Origin of the sequence: Algoriphagus sp. 4150 (genome assembly GCF_031457395.1) — a bacterium.
Classification (GTDB): Bacteria; Bacteroidota; Bacteroidia; order Cytophagales; family Cyclobacteriaceae; genus Algoriphagus.
In genome coordinates this window covers 60,203-77,741 of sequence record NZ_JAVDWS010000013.1, presented here as the reverse complement: position 1 = coordinate 77,741, position 17,539 = coordinate 60,203, and the positions used below count along the sequence as shown (strand labels likewise).

Below are 17,539 nucleotides of genomic sequence, written 5' to 3'. Positions count from 1 at the left end.
TTAAAATTGCCTACGGATGAACGCAGAAAAAGACGCAGATAGGCGCAGGTCATTTGCGAAAATCAGCGAAAAAAATCTGCGTTGATCTGCGGGAAAAACACTTATGAAGAAAATAAAACTAATCGGCCCAATTACCCAACTACTCACGCTGGACAAACTCCCTTTGAAAGGAGCTTTAAAAGATGAGCAACTCGAAATCCTGACGAATGCCGGAATTGTAATCCAGGACGGAAAGATTCTGGAGATTGGCGATTACGCTGATCTACTGGCAAAGGCTGATAAGTTGAATGTAGAAGTAATTCAGCTGGAAGGAGATTTCGTAGCGCTGCCGGGATGGATTGATTGCCATACCCATATTTGTTTTGGAGGAAGCAGGGCAAAAGACTTTGCCATGCGAAATGCAGGAAAATCCTATTTGGAAATAGCAGAAGCGGGCGGCGGAATTTGGGACACCGTTACCCAAACCAGAAATCTCAGTCAAGAAGAACTTACCGCGAGAACAGTCTCAAATTCCAATCGACACTTAAGTGAAGGAGTAACTACCATTGAGGTAAAAAGCGGCTACGGATTAACTGTCGCCGAAGAACTTAAAATGCTTCGGGCGATAAAAGAGGCAAACATCCAGACCAAAGTTGATCTGATTTCGACTTGCCTTGCCGCCCATATGAAGCCAAGAGATTTTGAGGGTTCAAAAGAAGAATATCTTCAGGAAATCTCCGGGCAACTTTTTCCAATCCTCAAATCGGAGAAGCTTACCAATCGAATCGATTCATTTGTTGAGCAAAGCGCTTTTTCACCTGAAGAAATCAATTCCTATTACCAAGAAGCAAAAGAATTTGGCTTTGATCTAACGGTTCATGCCGACCAATTCACTACGGGCGGATCTGAAGTAGCAGTAAAATTCGGTGCCAAATCAGCCGATCATTTGGAAGCTTCCACAGAGAACGAGATAGAACTTTTGGCAAAATCGGACACACTAGCTGTTGCACTTCCAGGCGCATCAATTGGATTAGGCTGTGCATTTACCCCTGCAAGAAAAATTCTTGATCAGGGTGGATCGCTTGCAATTGCCAGTGATTGGAATCCCGGATCTGCTCCTATGGGCGACTTGCTGACACAAGCCTCTATTTTGGCGACTTTCGAAAAGCTAAGTACAGCTGAAGTGCTTTCCGCTCTTACTTTTCGCGCAGCGGCTGCCTTGGGATTGGAAGATCGAGGAAAATTAAAAGCAGGGCTTCTGGCTGATTTCAACCTTTTTCCTGCTTCTGACTATAGAGAAATCCTTTACCAACAAGGAAAACTCAAACCGGCTCAGGTCTGGAAAAAAGGCCGGAAAACGTAAGACGTTAGACATTAGAAATCAGATACAAAACTTCGAGAATGAAGCTGGAAGTTCAAACCCATCTCGTAAATCGTAAATCAATAAATCGTAACTCTCATGGTTTTTCAAGAGCAAATCCAACAAGGCATTCCAAGCATCCTTCCTCTAAAAAAAGAGCGAAGCAAGTCACTTAGCCATGCTCCAAAGCGTAAGGACATTCTTTCGCAGGAAGAGAAAAAACTTGCCTTGAGTAATGCCTTACGCTATTTCCCACAGGATTGGCATGCAGAATTGGCCAATGAATTTTTAGCGGAGCTGAAGGAATTTGGGAGAATCTACATGTATAGATTTATGCCAGACTATGAGATGTACGCCAGACCGATTCAGGAATATCCGGCGAAATGCCGACAGGCTGCGGCTATCATGCTGATGATCCAAAACAACCTGGATCCTGCTGTAGCCCAGCATCCCGAGGAGCTGATTACTTACGGTGGCAATGGAGCTGTTTTTCAAAACTGGGCGCAGTATCTTTTGGTGATGAAATACCTGTCTGAAATGACAGATGAGCAGACACTCCACCTCTATTCCGGTCATCCTATGGGGCTTTTCCCTTCTTCTCCAGAAGCTCCCCGAGTGGTGGTGACCAACGGAATGATGATCCCAAATTACTCCAAGCCTGATGACTGGAAGAAATTCAATGCACTTGGAGTGACGCAATATGGTCAAATGACGGCAGGCTCATTTATGTACATCGGCCCGCAAGGAATCGTGCATGGGACTACGATTACGGTGATGAACGCTTTTAGAAAAAAACTGGCAGCAGGAGAAACTCCCGCAGGAAAAATATTTTTGACCGCAGGCTTGGGCGGAATGAGTGGAGCGCAGCCAAAAGCAGGAAATATCGCAGGCTGTATCACTATCTGTGCAGAAGTAAATCCTGCCGCAGCCAGAAAAAGACATAAACAGGGCTGGGTGGACGAATTGATTGAAAACCTAGATGAGTTGGTTCTACGAACCCAACTTGCCAAACGCAATAAGGAAGTGGTTTCTCTGGCCTTCATCGGCAATGTAGTCGATGTCTGGGAGAGATTCGATGAAGAAAATATATTCATCGAGCTTGGCTCTGATCAGACCTCTCTTCACAATCCTTGGGCTGGAGGATATTATCCGGTTGGGCTTTCTTTCGAAGAGTCAAATCGACTGATGTCCGACAATCCTGAATTATTCAAAGAAAAAGTCCAGGAAACACTACGGAGACATGCCACCTCTATTAATAAACATGTCGAGAAAGGAACTTACTTTTTCGATTATGGAAATGCTTTTTTATTAGAAGCATCCAGAGCAGGAGCTGAGGTAATGGCAAAAAACGGCATTGACTTCCGATATCCATCCTATGTGCAGGACATTCTAGGTCCGATGTGTTTTGACTATGGATTTGGACCTTTCCGCTGGGTATGTACTTCCGGAAAAGCCGGGGACTTGAGGAAATCCGATCAGCTAGCTGCCCAAGTCTTGAAAGAAATCATGCAGCATTCCCCCACATCTATTCAGCAACAGATGCAGGATAATATTACCTGGATCGAGGAGGCAGAAAAGAATCAATTGGTAGTCGGCTCCCAAGCCCGTATCCTTTATGCCGATGCGGAAGGTAGGGCGAAGATTGCCCAAGCGTTTAACGATGCCATTGAAGCAGGGGAAATTTCCGAACCAATTGTATTAGGCCGCGATCATCATGATGTCAGCGGAACAGATTCTCCTTTCCGTGAAACAAGCAATATCTACGATGGCAGTAAATTCACAGCAGATATGGCCATTCACAACGTAATCGGCGACAGCTTTCGCGGAGCCACTTGGGTTTCTATTCACAATGGAGGAGGTGTAGGCTGGGGAGAGGTGATGAATGGAGGTTTCGGGATGCTGCTTGACGGTAGCGGGGAAGCCGAAAGAAAACTGAAATCCATGCTATTCTATGACGTAAACAATGGAATTGCAAGACGTGCCTGGGCCCGAAATTCAGGCTCCTTGGAAGCCATTCAGCGTGAGATGGATAGAAGTCCCGGATTGAAAGTCACGTTGCCGAATTTGGTGGATGATGATATTTTGAAATCTGTTTTAGGGTAAAACATTCCGAAATTGGGACTTTAAAAAACGGGAGGAAAGTGTAATCTGGACTCACTACTATAGTAAATCCTGCTTCTGGAGAAGCAGGATAACCAGCAGTGGAATTACACAAACTAGGACAACAGTGACCAACTTGATTTCTAAAAATCTGTGAAAATCCGCGTCTTTTTCCGCGTTAATCTGCGGGAACTTTTAGTACTATAAGAAAAAAAGAATCATAAAACCTCCCCCAAATCAAGTATAAATCCCGGAAGAACACTGGACTGAATTTGATCTCCTGAGGTAAAAAGCCGGGAGGGTTGGAATTCCCCGTCTACCAACGTGTAAATCAACACCGTACATTCGATAGGATGAACCACCCAGTATTCCCTCACACCAAATTCCTCATACAGCTCATACTTATTCTGAAGTTCCACCCTGCTATTTCCCGGTGATAGAATTTCAACAATCAGATCCGGAGCTCCCAAGCATCCCTTATCATCAAGCTTGGAGGGATCACATATTACAGAGATGTCGGGCTGAACCACGGACTTCACCTTTTCATTTTTAGGATTTCTAGAGAATCTGACATCAAAAGGGGCTGAATAAACTTTGCAGGGTTGATCTTTAAGGAAATTGGCAAGTGTAACAAATAAATTACCTGAAACCTCCTGGTGTCTGCGGTTGGGAGCAGCGGCTTTGGCAAATATCTTCCCTTTGATCAATTCGACGATTTCTTCGAAGTCCCACTTGAGGTAATCCGCATAGCTATACCCACCAAAGGACTCATTTGGCTCTTGAAAAGCATCCAAATCAATTTTATCTTTCTGAGGAATTCTATATTCTTTCATCTGTTTATACTTTGATTTTTAATGGTCATATGGAATCTCGCACGTTGAATAATCATCCCTCTGTGTGTCGCCTTAGACATGCTCGATTTCATCTGTTTATAATTTGATTTTCAATGGTCATATAGCCTGTCCCGATTTTTCATCGGGAGAATCTCGCATATGGGATAATCATCCTAGTGTGTGTTGCGTAGGTACGTGACCATGCCTGCCTCAGGTAGGCTCGATTTCATAGCTAAACCGCATTTTGAATTTTACCTAAAAACCACATACATTGTTTCTGTTATTTAAAATATCAGACAGCAGTTTATAATTTAGCATAAAATTAAATCACAAACTCTATATGCCTCATCAAAATCCCGACTCTTCACTTTGGACTGGAAGAAAATCTGAAACACTAGAATACTGGCATCAAGCCGCTATCCCGGTAAAAGATCTCAAGCTGGACGAGAATCGAGATTCTCCGAAAGTAGGTATCCTAGGATATGCAGGTGAAGAGGGCGTAAAAAGAAACCAAGGAAGATTAGGTACTGCCGAAGGTCCGAATGCCATAAGAAAGAACTTAGGAGCTTTAGCTTTTCACCTTCCTGAGAAAAGCAGAATCTTTGATTACGGAGATATTTCCACTGAAAGCTCCGATTTGGAATCAAGCCATGAATTACTTACCGAAACTGTTTTCAACCTCCTGGAAACAAATCATCTCCCTATATTATTAGGAGGAGGTCATGATCTTGCGTTGGCGCACGGAAGAGGAATTTACAAGCATTTGGCGGCTAAAAACCAGAAATTGGGCATCATCAATATGGACGCGCATTTTGATTTGCGTCCGACTATCGACGGAAAGGGTCATTCAGGATCTCCATTCCTTCAACTTGCCGAAGAAAATCCGGACACTTTTCAATACCTGTGCTTGGGGATTCAACGATCTGTGACTCCTAAATCACTTTTTGAGACTGCGGATAAAGTTGGTGCAAAATGGATGGTCATGGAAGACTTCAGGCTAAACAACTGGGAAGTGATCCAGGAAAAAATCCTGTGGTTTCTGGATTCTGTGGACAAAATCTACCTGAGCGTAGATATGGATGGTTTTTCTTCCGCTTTTGCCCCGGGAGTCTCTGCTCCCTCTCCGATGGGTTTCAGACCAGAATTCGCATTTAAAGTTTTTGAGCTACTTGCATCCAGCAAAAAGCTTATTTCCATAGATGTAGTAGAACTCAATCCTACTTACGACCAAGATCAGGCGACAGCAAGGTTGGCTGCAAGATGTGCTGAGTACGTGGCAAGAAAGGTATTGGCATAAGAATAAGTGATATGGCTTTCAGGTTTTAAAACTTGAAAGCCATATGTCATACTCCCTTTAACTACTTAGACAGCCGCGAATAGGTTATTGCTTTGCGGGAGATCAAAAAAACACACTGTCGCAAGAATTAGATCAACTCAGCGATTGAGTGCCTCCCACATGATCTCCACCGGATGCTTGGCTTTTCTTCCTGTGCCATCCGCAATCTGATGCCTACAGGATGTTCCGGGAGCTGCTATGACAGTTTCCGCATCTGCTTTTCTTACCGTCGGAAATAGCACCAACTCCCCTACTTGCTGGGAAACTTCATAATGCTCTGCTTCATACCCAAAGCTTCCTGCCATCCCACAGCATCCGCTTGGGATAGTTTCCACACTATAATTTGCAGGCAAAGACAATAATTTTTGGGTCCAAGTCATAGAAGAAAGCGCCTTCTGATGGCAATGTCCATGAAGTTTGATCTTCTGGGTTTTGGAAGTAAACGAATCAGCTTTGATGTTTCCGGCAGCGATCTCCTGCGCCAAAAATTCATCAATCAGCTTCACATGAAATTTCAATTTCTTGGCAGTCTCTGCCAATTCCTTCTTGACTATTCTTGGATATTCATCACGGAAACTCAAAATAGCCGAAGGTTCTAAGCCTATCAGCGGGGAATTTCCACTGATAAGCTTATCAAAAATTTGCACATTCGCTTCAGCATGTTTCCTGGCTTTTTCCAACAAGCCCTTAGAAAGTGCAGACCGACCGCTCTCCTCATGATCCACGACTTTCACGTCATAGCCTAATTTCTTAAGCAAAGAAATCGCCTTGATTCCAATTTCAGTATCGTTGTGATTGGTAAACTCATCGACGAAGAAGTAAATTGATTTAAGCTGCTTTGACGCACTAGGAAGGAAAGCATAGTTCTTTTTGTACCACTTACGAAGACTTATCTTGCTGATGGCTGGCAAATTCCGCTGAGGAGCAACCCCCAAAACAGACTTCATCATTCCCCCTGTCACGCTATTTTTTAGCATAAAATTCGCCAAGCCACCTGTTTTAGAACCCAACTCATTCAGCTCATTGATATAGGCAAATATCCTTGACCGTAGTGGGATACCGTTTGTCTTTTGGTATTGATAAAGGAATTCAGCCTTCATGCTTGCCATGTCTACATTGGACGGACACTCAGCCGTACAGCCTTTGCAGGAAAGGCACAAATCCATGGCTTCTTTGATCTCAGGATGGTTGAAGGCATTTTCCTTTTTATCCATCGTGAGAAACTCCCTTAGTGTATTGGCACGACCCCGGGTTGTATCCTTTTCATTTCGGGTAGCCATGTAACTCGGACACATCGTACCACCTGAGCCCGGTAGCTTACGACAGTCACCCGATCCGTTACATTTTTCTGCCAAACGGAGAATCCCCCCAACATGTGAGAAATCCATTATCGTATCATGGGTGGGAGTCTCCATATCCGGCTCGTAGCGCAGAAATTCATTCATCGGAGCAGCATCCACGATCTTTCCTGGATTGAAGATATTCTTGGGATCCCATGAGAATTTGACTCTGCGAAAAAGCTTGTAATTCTTCTCCCCTACCATCAAAGGAATGAACGCTGCACGGACTCTGCCATCTCCATGCTCACCGCTCAGTGAGCCTTGATATTTTTTCACCAGTTCAGCAGAAGCTTTGGAAATCTGATAAAATGCCTCCACATCCTGTGATTTTTTCAAATCCAAAATAGGTCTCAAATGTATCTCTCCGGCACCTGCGTGGGCATAATGTACGGGCTTCTGATTAAAGCCTTTCATCATCTCGTCTACCTCATCGATGTAATCTGCCAAGTCCTCGATATCCACTGCTGTATCTTCAATACATGCCACGGCTTTGGGATCGCCGGGGATATTGGCAAGTAATCCCAATCCCGCAGAGCGAAGAGCCCAAGCGGCCGAAACCATCGCAGGTTCTATGATAGGATAGGCATATCCCAATCCAGAACTTTTCAGATCGGACACCAACGCTTCACCTTTGGCCATAGCCTCTTCCAGTGTATGTCCCCTGAATTCCACCATCAAAATCGCTTCCGGATCGCCCTCCACGAAATAGCGATTCTTGCCGTATTCTATGCTTTCCTTGGTACAGTCCAAAATAATTTTGTCCATCAGCTCCACAGCCGTAGCCGGATGCTTCATCGCCGTCTGAGCAGAGACCATGCTTTGATGAATCGTCTCAAAATGCGCCGCCACTACAATTTCAATCGGTTCGGGAAGTGGGTCAAGACTGATTTTGATCTCAGTAGTAAAGGCCAAAGTCCCTTCAGAACCGGTTAACAACTTGCAAAAATTGAATTTTTCCTGCCCTTCAAAAACCTCTGCTTTCAGCAGCTCATCCACCGCGTAGCCTGTGTTTCTCCGGTGAATTGTCTTCTTCGGAAATTGTGCATGAATCTCTTGCCGAGCTTCCGGATCACTTAATTCTTCAACTACTTTTCTATAGATATCGCCCTCAAGTGATTGAAGCTTGGTTTTTTGCTGAAACTCATCCTTTGTAAGCTCTTCGAATTTCGCTGAATTTCCATCACTCAAAATAGTATCCAATGAAATCACCTTATCTCTCGTCACCCCATAGACGATGGAGGTAGTGCCGGAAGAGTTATTTCCCACCATACCGCCAATCATTGCCCGGTTGGCAGTGGAAGTAATAGGACTGAAGAAAAGCCCATGAGGCTTCAGGTACCGGTTGAGTTCATCACGTACCACGCCCGGCTGTACGCGTACCCATCGCTCAGCCACATTCAATTCCAGAATTTCCGTAAAATGCTTGGATACATCCACCACTATCCCATTCCCCACGCACTGTCCTGACAGTGAAGTACCTGCAGTACGGGGAATTAGTGAAGTTCCATTTTCAGAGGCAAAGCGTATCAGTTTCCGAATATCCGACTCGGATTTCGGGAAAGCTACAGCCAAAGGCATTTCCCGATATACTGATGCATCGGTGGCATACAGGGTTTTGGTAAGCGCGTCAAATTGCAAGGTTCCTTCCAGCTGGGCCGAAAGTTCTTGAAGCAAAGGCAAAAGGTTAGGTAGGCTTGAACTCATGCCCAAAAATAAGCCGATGTGATGGATTTAAGGAAAAGTAAGGCAAAAGAATTTGGAAATGATCAATAGACAAAATTCAATTCTCAATTTTCAAAGCATACCCCACTTGATAATTGTACATTGAATTTGATAATTGATAATTGATCATTTCCCTCCTTTCTTTACGACAAATCTCAAAACAACTTCATGTTCTTCTACCTCTCCCAGTTTTTAAGTTTCCTTGCTCTTCCCCTTACCATTACGGTCCTATTGATTATCATAGGTGCTTTTTTCATTAAAAGAAAATGGGGAAAGAAAAGTCTTTGGGCCGGAATAACTTTGCTTCTGTTTTTCTCCAATCAATTTATTGCAAATCAAGCAATGCTGGCTTGGGAACCCAAATTTAAGGGCTTCGGTAAAGTGAAAAATCAAGAAATCGGTATTGTGCTTACCGGTATAACAAACCTGAGCAAAACAGCAGATGACCGTACTTTCTTCAATAAAGGTGCTGATCGGATCACGCATGCATTGCAGCTGTACCGAGAAGGAAAAATCAAGAAAATTCTTATTACGGGCGGACAAGGATTAAACCCTGTAAATCCTCAGTCCGAAGCTGAAGTCCTCCGGTGATTTCTTTTGATGACAGGAGTTCCGGCTGAAGATATCATGATCGAAGATCAATCAAAAAACACATACGAGAACTCCCTATTTACCAAGACTTTTTTAAAAGAAAAAGGAATCGATATAGATCAGGAATTTATTCTGATTACTTCAGCTTTTCATATGAAAAGGGCGCAAGCCTGCTTCGACAAAGTAGGTTTGGCAACAGAATCCTTTCCCACCGACTACTACAGCCATGATACCAAATACGACATCCCTACCTTACTCTTTCCAGATCCATATTCCATCTTTATCTGGCACAAATTGTCAAAGGAATGGATCGGAATTTTGGTGTACAAGCTAGTTGGGTATATTTGAGTTCTGATTATCAAAAACATCCACTATGAAATTTGGCAGCACAGACCAACCCGAGAAAATTGACTTCACCCTTCCGGCGGATCATCCTGATACGGCGAAAACGCTAAAACACTTCAAAAGTGACGATCCTTTTGAAGTGTACGTGGGCTGCGCCAAATGGAACAAATCAGACCTCAAAGGCTTCTACCCCAGAGGAACCAAAGATGAGCTGACCTATTATTCCAGACAGTTTAATTCGATAGAATTAAATGCTACTTTTTACAATTCACCTGATAAAAACCAGGTCGTGCAATGGAAAGAAAAGACTCCGGAAGACTTCAAGTTTTTCCCGAAAATCCCGCAATCCGTCAGCCATTACCGCAGGCTTAATGACGTAAAAAACCTGACCGATGAATTTGCCGATTCTGTGAGCATGTTTGAGGAGAAACTGGGGATGGTATTTCTACAGATGATTGACAATTTCAAACCGAAGTTTATAGATCGGGTGGAAAGCTTCGTACAAGACTTTCCCAAAGGAGTTCCACTGGCAATCGAGGTACGGAATGAAGACTGGTTTAAAGGAGAAGTATTCGATGCGTACTACGAAATCTTAAAGAAAAATAACATCACCAATATCATCGTGGATGCGGCTGCACGTAGAGACATGCTGCATATGCGGCTTTCCAATGATGCCGCTTTCATCCGATACGTAGGAGCCAATCATGCGAGTGATTATACGCGACTTGAAGATTGGGTGGAAAAAATCAAAGTTTGGAGATCCCAAGGCCTACAAAAGCTCTATTTCTTCATCCATCAGAATGTGGAAAAGGAATCACCTTTACTTGCAGAGCATTTCATCAACTTACTGAACAAGGAACTTGGACTTTCACTGAAAACCCCCAATTCTCCCGGCAATCCACTCGGGTTTTAAAAGGTGATTTTAATTAAGGCTTATTTGATGATCTGAATATTTATGACGTACTTTACGTCACGTAAAACACGTTACGTAAAGTACGTCATTTCAACATCGGAAATCATGAAAGCCCCTTTTAATCCATTCATAATCAACACCTATCAAGGAAAAGACTATTTCTGTGATCGGGAAAATGATTTAAAAACACTTGTTTCACATATTAAAAATGACAGAAATGTAGTGCTTTATGCTTGGAGAAGACTAGGTAAATCAGCCCTTATTCATCGCCTTTTTGAAGAATTGGAAACTTCAAAAGAGTACGAAACGATTTACATAGACCTGCTTGCCTCCCAGAATATGGATGAAGCTATCCAATCTATCGCTTCAGCTATTTATGAAAAATACGGCAAAACCACATCAGGGCTAAGCGCGGGAATACAAAAGCTATTCGGCTCCATCGGTGCAACTATCAGTTTCAATGCGCTTTCCGGCTTGCCGGAAATCACCCTTGGGATCATCAAGCAGGGGCAGCAATACCAATCCCTCAAAGCCTTGGGAGAATTTCTGCTTTCACGAAAAAAGAGGATAGTAATCGCCATTGATGAGTTCCAGCAGATTGTCGATTATGAAAATATAAAGGCTGAAGCTGTATTTCGAGCTTGGGTGCAGCAGATTCCTGGAGTAAGATTCATTTTCAGTGGCAGTCACAGGACACTGATGGAAGCGATGTTTACGGAGAAAAAGCGGCCGTTTTATCAAAGTTCACAATTGGAATCACTGCAGCCGATCCCCTTGACTGCATACACAGAATTTATCCTACATCATTTCCAAGCCGCTAAAAAGACAATCAGCCCAGAATCGATTGAGAAGATTTACCTTTGGAGTCGCGGCCAGACTTACACAGTTCAGCTAGTTTGTAACCAGCTTTTTTCCAATTATAAAAAAATAACCGAGTCTACTGTTGACATCGTATTTGACCAGATTCTGACCCAACAGCAATCCATATTTGCCAATTTCCAAAAAATGCTCACCAAGGCCCAATGGAATGTGTTTCGCGCTATCGCCAAAGAAGAGCCGCTACAAAATCCAATGGGCAAGGACTTTCTCCAAAAGCACAACTTAGGCGCTGCAAGCACAGTCAGAACCGCACTGAAAGCATTGGAAAAACTAGAATTAGTCATCAAAGACGAAGACTACTACCTTGTCCATGAAGTCCAGCTTGCCAGATGGATGGCCCGACTATAAGATGCATATCATACCAAAAGCGTAGAAGCGATACCATCCCGCAATTCCGAATCCACTCTTGCCTCCTCAGCAAACTCTTTCCATTTTTTGATGGCAGTCACGACAGCAGCGATCTTTTCTTCAGGTTTTTTAATGTTCATTTTACCATTCTGAAGGAGGATTTTCTGCTGCCATACCCGAATTACGAATCCGCTGTCTTTCGTGCTTCTTTTGAAGCTTGATGTAATCTATGGGGCTGATCGTCTTCTTCACCTCAAAGGATTCAAGCCACTGTAGCTTATCCAACACCCGAAGCACCTGAATCAAGGTTATTAGATTGACTTTTTCACCGCGCTCCAGAAGACTCAAAGTAGACCGACTGATCCCCGCAGCAGTAGCCAGCTGCTCTTGGGATTTATTTTGGTCCATCCGATGATGCTTCACAAAGCGTCCAAGCTGATAGAGAATTGCAGTATCACTTAGCTGATTGTAATCCATGACTTAACTATCATTCATTATCTACAAATACACGAATTAATGACTGAATTATCATACATAATTCAATATTATTAATGAATGATTAATCAGTCATTATAGACAATATAAGACTTAACGACTGATTAATCATTCAAAAATTGATTTAAGAATAGAGATTAGATCGACTCCATTTCCACTCATAGTTCCAGCCTTTTTGCTCAAGCAAGATAGGATGATATGCTAAAGCTGCTTTTGCTGTAGACGAATTAAAAAATCGCTGATCATCTGTGAGTACAGCCCTCTTTCCGCCGTCAGCATCTTTCATTATCAAGTCCATTAAAGTAGAGGGAATCTCTTCAGAATAAAAAATTTCAGATTTCAGTAGCTTGTTTTTTAAGCTCCAATCAATCTCATAGCCCCCGTTTTTAGATGCGGTAAAAGCACTGGAAGGATTTTTACTCTGTGCTTGCACAAAAGAAAGAAACTCCCGCAGTAAGACCAATCCGGGATTATTAAGTTGACCGGGGCGAAAATCAACAGGTTGAATACTGGAAATTACATGCATTCTCTTTCTGGCCCGGGTGATGGCCACATTCAGCCTGTTTTCCGCACCTGACTTACCTAGCAATCCAAAATTAGTGACCAATTTCCCCTCTGGATTTGGAGCATAACCCAAAGACAAAATCACCTGATCAAACTCATCTCCCTGCACATTTTCTATATTTCGCACTTTGATTTCCACATCTATGAAACCCGTTTTCCAAAGCCTTTCACGGATCAATTCCATCTGAAAATAATTTCCCGTCACGATCCCGATGCTATCCAAAGGTGATGAATGATGAATAGCTTCGACTTTCAAAACAACCGCATCTGCTTCCATTTTATTTACCTGATTAATCCAAATCCCCTCGATCTTCTCCCATGTAAATGCCGGACCGGCAGTAATAAAAGTCGCATAATCAGGCAAAGTATCCAGCTTATTTTCATAGAAATGTGTATTGGAAAAATGAATCAACGCCGGATCAGCTGAGCGGTAATGGCCTTTTAGTTGGTGTTTTTCGAAAATATCCCCAGCCAACTCCAGCAGGGATTCCGCCTCATACTCCAACCCCTCCTCATCAGATTCCCATTTTACCTGATAGAAATCCGAAGGTCTAAGTTGCTTGGAATCACCCGCAATTACCACCTGCTTGCCCCGTAGCATGGAGGGCAGCCCACGCTCTACCCGGCACTGTGATGCTTCATCAAAAATCACCAAATCAAAGTTCTGCTCCAATGAAAACAACGCAGAAACTGTCTCAGGACTGGCAAACCAACAGGGCAATAAGCGAAAGACCTCTTCCCCCATTTCTTCCAGCAACTTCCTAATCGGCCAACGCTGCCTCTTTTTACTAACCTGATGAAGCAAATTCCGATAAGTCAGTCGATTTCCCAGACGGTTAAATTCCAGTCCACTTGTGATCTGCTCCCGAAGTCTAAGCAAAGCAATATGCTTGGCAATCTTCCTTTTTTCAAGAATAGCTTCTTTCAATTCTATCAACTCATGATGCATCGCGAGACTTCCCGCTTCTGCCAAAACAGGACTTTTGGCTTCCAAATAAGCTATCCACGCCAAATACCATGAATTCCAAAATACCCCCAGCTGATCCTTACTACTCGATTCAGGATATTCAATTCCCAGTTTTTCAGCAAGTGAAATCGTAATCGGACAGGAATTTTCCAGAAATCTATCAAAAGCCACAAGCTCCGAAAAAATCCGGTTTAAGTTCGATTCAGGACCAATCGCAACAGTCCCATTGTGGAAAACATGCAAAATCTGATCATCACTTAGGTAAGCTTTCCAGTTGATCGATGAGTTCTGAAATGATTCCGAAAACTCGCAAACCTTGTCGAGCCGGGCTTTAAAACCACCTGCTGTCCGGCAAGCCAATGAATACAACTTCTGCCTACTCTCCCATAAATCAACCCAATCAAGAATCGGAGACAATAATCCCAGCTGATTATTTAACCCTTCAGCAGAAAGTTCAGCAGACTCTACCTCTTCCATTTTTGAAAACTCCACAAATTCAGTACTTAATCCTTTGAGAGTCTCAAGTTCAGTACGAATATCCGATATGGTTTTTGAATCAAGTTTCAGATTCGATTTGTCCAGAATTTCAAAAGTCAAAGGGAATTTGCTCTTATTTAATTGAACCTGGATTCTCCCAAACCATGAACTTGATTTTGCTTCCAATATATCAAGTTCAGTTTCAAGAGCGGAAAGATTTTCGGGGTTGGACGATATTCCAAATGAAAGCTGCTGAAGCTTTTCGATTGAGGACAACATCCAATTGTAAACCTTGACCAGTGCTAATCGAACCTTCGAATCAAAAATCGCCGAAATGGCTAATTCAGGTTTCTCCAATCGCTTTAGCTTGTCATTGAGCAAATTTACAGCTGATGCAAAATCAGCAGTTGCCAAAATCTGACTAGCCAGCTTTTCGAAGTGAATATCAGAATCTTCAGCTGTCCATTTTACTCTAAAAGACTCAATTTCGTTCAAACTCTGGGCTATTCTCGGAAAAACCATCGGCTCGAAATGGGCAAATGAGACTCTCTTTTCCCAAAAAGAATCTTTAAACTGCAACCGATAGGAGTGGTGAATTTTATAGGCCTTATCAAAATCCTGTGCTTTTTGATAATCCAACTTTATTAGATCTGGATACTCAAAAAACGGCTTTTTCAAATCTGCCTTCAAATACATAGCTTTAATGGGCATCCCAGCCTCTTTCGCATCGAACAAAGCCGTGCGAAAAACCTCGAATTTCTCCGAAAGTCTGGAAATCACCTTGGAGTACTGAGAAATCTCCCGCTCCAACTGAATAGAATCAATGCCTCTATTCTGCTCCTGATAAGACTCAATAGCTTCGATTTGAGCTTTTACCTTGCGAAAAAGAACTTTTTGATCTGCCCGGAAATCATGCACCAGACCTAGGAAATCACCAAAACCGGCCAATGCCAACCGCTCAACTACCACGTCCAAAGCTGCTCTCTTTTGAGAAACTACCAGTACTTTTTTGCCTCTTGAGCAATAGTCAGAAACTAAATTTGCGATCAACTGAGACTTACCCGTTCCCGGAGGCCCTTCCACTACCAAGCTTCTTCCCTGCCGGACTTTCATCAAGACATTTTCCTGGGAAGCATCCAAAGGAAATACAGGAAAAAGCTGTTCTTCTCTAAGTAAGGGCTGGTTTTCACCAGCCACAAAGTGCTTGGTGAACAACTCCTCCAAGCCTATTTCCCCAAACCCGCTTTCCAGTTTTTCATAGTCCGCAAAGAGATAATTGCCCTTTTGGGCAAATTGGCCCAACAGGGCATAGTTTTTCAACGCCAGCTTTCCATCTTGAAATTTGCCTGAATCCACACTCACTTGCGAAACAGGAAAGGTTATCAACTGATCTTCAAACAGCGAAGAGCTTAGCTGAATGGAGAAATTGTCATGGAGAATCTTGGAAAACCCAGTTCTAAATGCTGTGGCATCAGTCGACAGCTCTTGCACTGACTCATTCAAAAAATCTACATCCAAAGTCTTTCCATAGCCTTGGCCATAAGCCAAGAGAAAAGCCGGATTCCATTGCCATTCATCCTGCTTTGAAAGAATCCATTGTCCATTATCGAGCTGAAGATCAACACTCAAAAGTAACAATGGGGCTCTAAGAACTTGCCCGTTGATTAATTTCCCTTCCACAAATGGCCATCCCAGGAATAGGGACCGCTCTCCGGTTTCTTCTTTGGTCAGCTGATCCCGAAAAGAAAGTCTTGAAAATATCTTTGAATACGTATTAACACCGGCAAGCCTAGGATCAGATTCGGGAATTAAAGGAAATGCTTTTTTTGAGGAAATAGCCTTTCTTATGATCTCAAAGCTATTTTCTCCATTCAAAAAATCCAACTCTTTCAGATCCACAACCCCAAACCCCTCAGTCTTTGGCAAATAAAGTGACCTGTTTTTGGAAGACAGGTCTACCAATCGATTCCGGTAAGTCTGAAAAATTGATTCAGGCATTTAATGGAAAGGTGAGTCTTTTTCCTTAGCCATCTGATTATAGACAATATGGTCCAACCTACCCGGCATCCATTTATTCAAAAACACCAATAATTTACCCTGGGTGGTCAGCACCAAATCACGTTTTCTTTTTAAAGTTGCCATCAAAATCTCTTCGGCAACTTCATCTGAGCTCATCATTTTTGATTCATCCCGGGGAGATTCTCCCTGAGAAGATCCATGTGCGGTAAGCGCATTCTTTCGAATATTTGAGGCGGTAAACCCGGGACAAGCCACTAAGACATGTACTCCTTTTTTCATCACCTCAGTCCGTAATGATTCAAAAAATCCGTTCATGGCATATTTACTGGCCGTGTAGGCAGTTCTGGCGGGTGTCCCGCGAAAACCGTTGATGGAAGAAATCCCTATTACTGTACCTTTATTTTCAACAATTGAGGGCAGACAAAACTTGGTGGCATAGACTGTCCCCCAGAAGTTCGTATCCATCACCTTATGAAAGACTTCGAAATCAAGATTTTCAAACAGTGCACGCATCGAAATCCCCGCATTGTTTATTAAGATATCTATTTTGCCGAATTCCGCAATAACAGTTTCAGCCATTCGCTTATTGTCATCCACCACACTTGCATCGGCCAAAACCGCAAAAACAGCTATCCCTTCTGCTTCCAATTTTGCCTTGCTGGCATCCAATTTCTCTTGATTTCTACCCGTAATAACGATTCTAGCGCCTGTTTTTCCAAAAACTCTGGCACAGGATTCTCCTATTCCCGAGGTGGCTCCTGTGACAATAACTACTTTATCTTTAAGACTATCTTGTTTCATTGATGATTCAAAGATACTGAATTTGTGATTTTTAAATTTCAAGTTCGGATTTCGAAGACTATCTAAATTGATTCATCCAATATCCCAATCAATTAGTAACATTCCTACTGAACCAACTTTTAACCAAAATTTCAATTTTTAAGTTTTCTTATTCAGAACTTTTTAAAGGTATAGCTCATTGTACGAGGGATATAAAGACCAAGTTGGACAAGGATTTCCGTATAAAAAATTTTTCTTCGGTTTTGTGTCCATATCGCTAAAAATCCTTCCAAACAAAATCGAGCCTGCCTACCGTCAGGCGGGCATGTAGCCTTTGAAAGACAAAATATAAACACATGAAATCGAGCATGATCCCATACCTACGGGAACACGGAGGGATGATTATAATGCATGCGAGATTCTCCCGAATCAAGTTCGGGACAGGCTATGTGACAATAGCAAACAATATAAACACATGAAATTAGCTGTCG

13 protein-coding genes are annotated in these 17,539 nt (G+C 42.8%); 7 read left to right on the top strand and 6 right to left on the bottom strand.

Going from position 1 to position 17,539, the window contains the following annotated elements:
- Positions 1–103 precede the first annotated feature (103 nt).
- Positions 104–1,342 carry an imidazolonepropionase gene (hutI, locus tag J2X69_RS16235; RefSeq protein WP_310105515.1) on the top strand — a complete coding sequence of 413 codons (1,239 nt, stop codon included), beginning with the start codon at positions 104–106 and terminating at the stop codon, positions 1,340–1,342.
- A 96-nt stretch (positions 1,343–1,438) separates the two neighbouring features.
- Positions 1,439–3,442 (top strand): urocanate hydratase, encoded by a 2,004-nt coding sequence (locus J2X69_RS16230; RefSeq protein WP_310105513.1) that lies wholly within the window; start codon positions 1,439–1,441, stop codon positions 3,440–3,442.
- 215 nt (positions 3,443–3,657) lie between these two features.
- Here the strand turns inward: J2X69_RS16230 and J2X69_RS16225 are convergent, their stop codons facing one another.
- A complete protein-coding gene (locus J2X69_RS16225; protein WP_310105511.1) occupies positions 3,658–4,272 on the bottom strand; it encodes a Uma2 family endonuclease in 615 nt (204 codons plus the stop codon).
- Between the two features lie 340 nt (positions 4,273–4,612).
- Here J2X69_RS16225 and hutG point away from each other — a divergent pair, with 340 nt between their 5' ends.
- A complete protein-coding gene (hutG, locus tag J2X69_RS16220) occupies positions 4,613–5,569 on the top strand; it encodes a formimidoylglutamase (RefSeq protein WP_310105507.1) in 957 nt (318 codons plus the stop codon).
- A 137-nt stretch (positions 5,570–5,706) separates the two neighbouring features.
- On the opposite strand, the gene J2X69_RS16215 is transcribed toward hutG, so the two are convergent.
- Positions 5,707–8,652 carry an FAD-linked oxidase C-terminal domain-containing protein gene (locus tag J2X69_RS16215; protein WP_310105504.1) on the bottom strand — a complete coding sequence of 982 codons (2,946 nt, stop codon included), beginning with the start codon at positions 8,650–8,652 and terminating at the stop codon, positions 5,707–5,709.
- A 186-nt stretch (positions 8,653–8,838) separates the two neighbouring features.
- Here J2X69_RS16215 and J2X69_RS16210 point away from each other — a divergent pair, with 186 nt between their 5' ends.
- The 4 genes from J2X69_RS16210 to J2X69_RS16195 all read left to right on the top strand — a co-directional run bounded on the left by J2X69_RS16210 (position 8,839) and on the right by J2X69_RS16195 (position 11,746).
- Complete coding sequence (locus J2X69_RS16210) at positions 8,839–9,261, top strand: hypothetical protein (protein WP_310105502.1); 423 nt, start codon at positions 8,839–8,841, stop codon at positions 9,259–9,261.
- 9 nt (positions 9,262–9,270) lie between these two features.
- A complete protein-coding gene (locus J2X69_RS16205; protein ID WP_310105499.1) occupies positions 9,271–9,609 on the top strand; it encodes a YdcF family protein in 339 nt (112 codons plus the stop codon).
- A gap of 25 nt (positions 9,610–9,634) precedes the next feature.
- Positions 9,635–10,519 (top strand): DUF72 domain-containing protein, encoded by an 885-nt coding sequence (locus tag J2X69_RS16200; RefSeq protein WP_310105495.1) that lies wholly within the window; start codon positions 9,635–9,637, stop codon positions 10,517–10,519.
- A 105-nt stretch (positions 10,520–10,624) separates the two neighbouring features.
- Entirely contained in the window at positions 10,625–11,746 is a 1,122-nt protein-coding gene (locus J2X69_RS16195; protein WP_310105492.1) for an ATP-binding protein, read from the top strand.
- Between the two features lie 8 nt (positions 11,747–11,754).
- On the opposite strand, the gene J2X69_RS16190 is transcribed toward J2X69_RS16195, so the two are convergent.
- The 4 genes from J2X69_RS16190 to J2X69_RS16175 form a co-directional block, all read right to left on the bottom strand.
- The gene (locus J2X69_RS16190) at positions 11,755–11,886 is read right to left on the bottom strand and encodes a hypothetical protein (protein ID WP_310105489.1); all 132 of its coding nucleotides are present in this window, start codon (positions 11,884–11,886) and stop codon (positions 11,755–11,757) included.
- A 1-nt stretch (position 11,887) separates the two neighbouring features.
- Positions 11,888–12,223, bottom strand: a complete 336-nt coding sequence (locus J2X69_RS16185) for a transcriptional regulator (RefSeq protein WP_310105486.1) — start codon at positions 12,221–12,223, stop codon at positions 11,888–11,890.
- A gap of 142 nt (positions 12,224–12,365) precedes the next feature.
- Complete coding sequence (locus J2X69_RS16180; RefSeq protein WP_310105483.1) at positions 12,366–16,247, bottom strand: AAA domain-containing protein; 3,882 nt, start codon at positions 16,245–16,247, stop codon at positions 12,366–12,368.
- Positions 16,248–17,069, bottom strand: a complete 822-nt coding sequence (locus J2X69_RS16175; RefSeq protein ID WP_192085314.1) for an SDR family oxidoreductase — start codon at positions 17,067–17,069, stop codon at positions 16,248–16,250.
- Positions 17,070–17,539 lie beyond the last annotated feature (470 nt).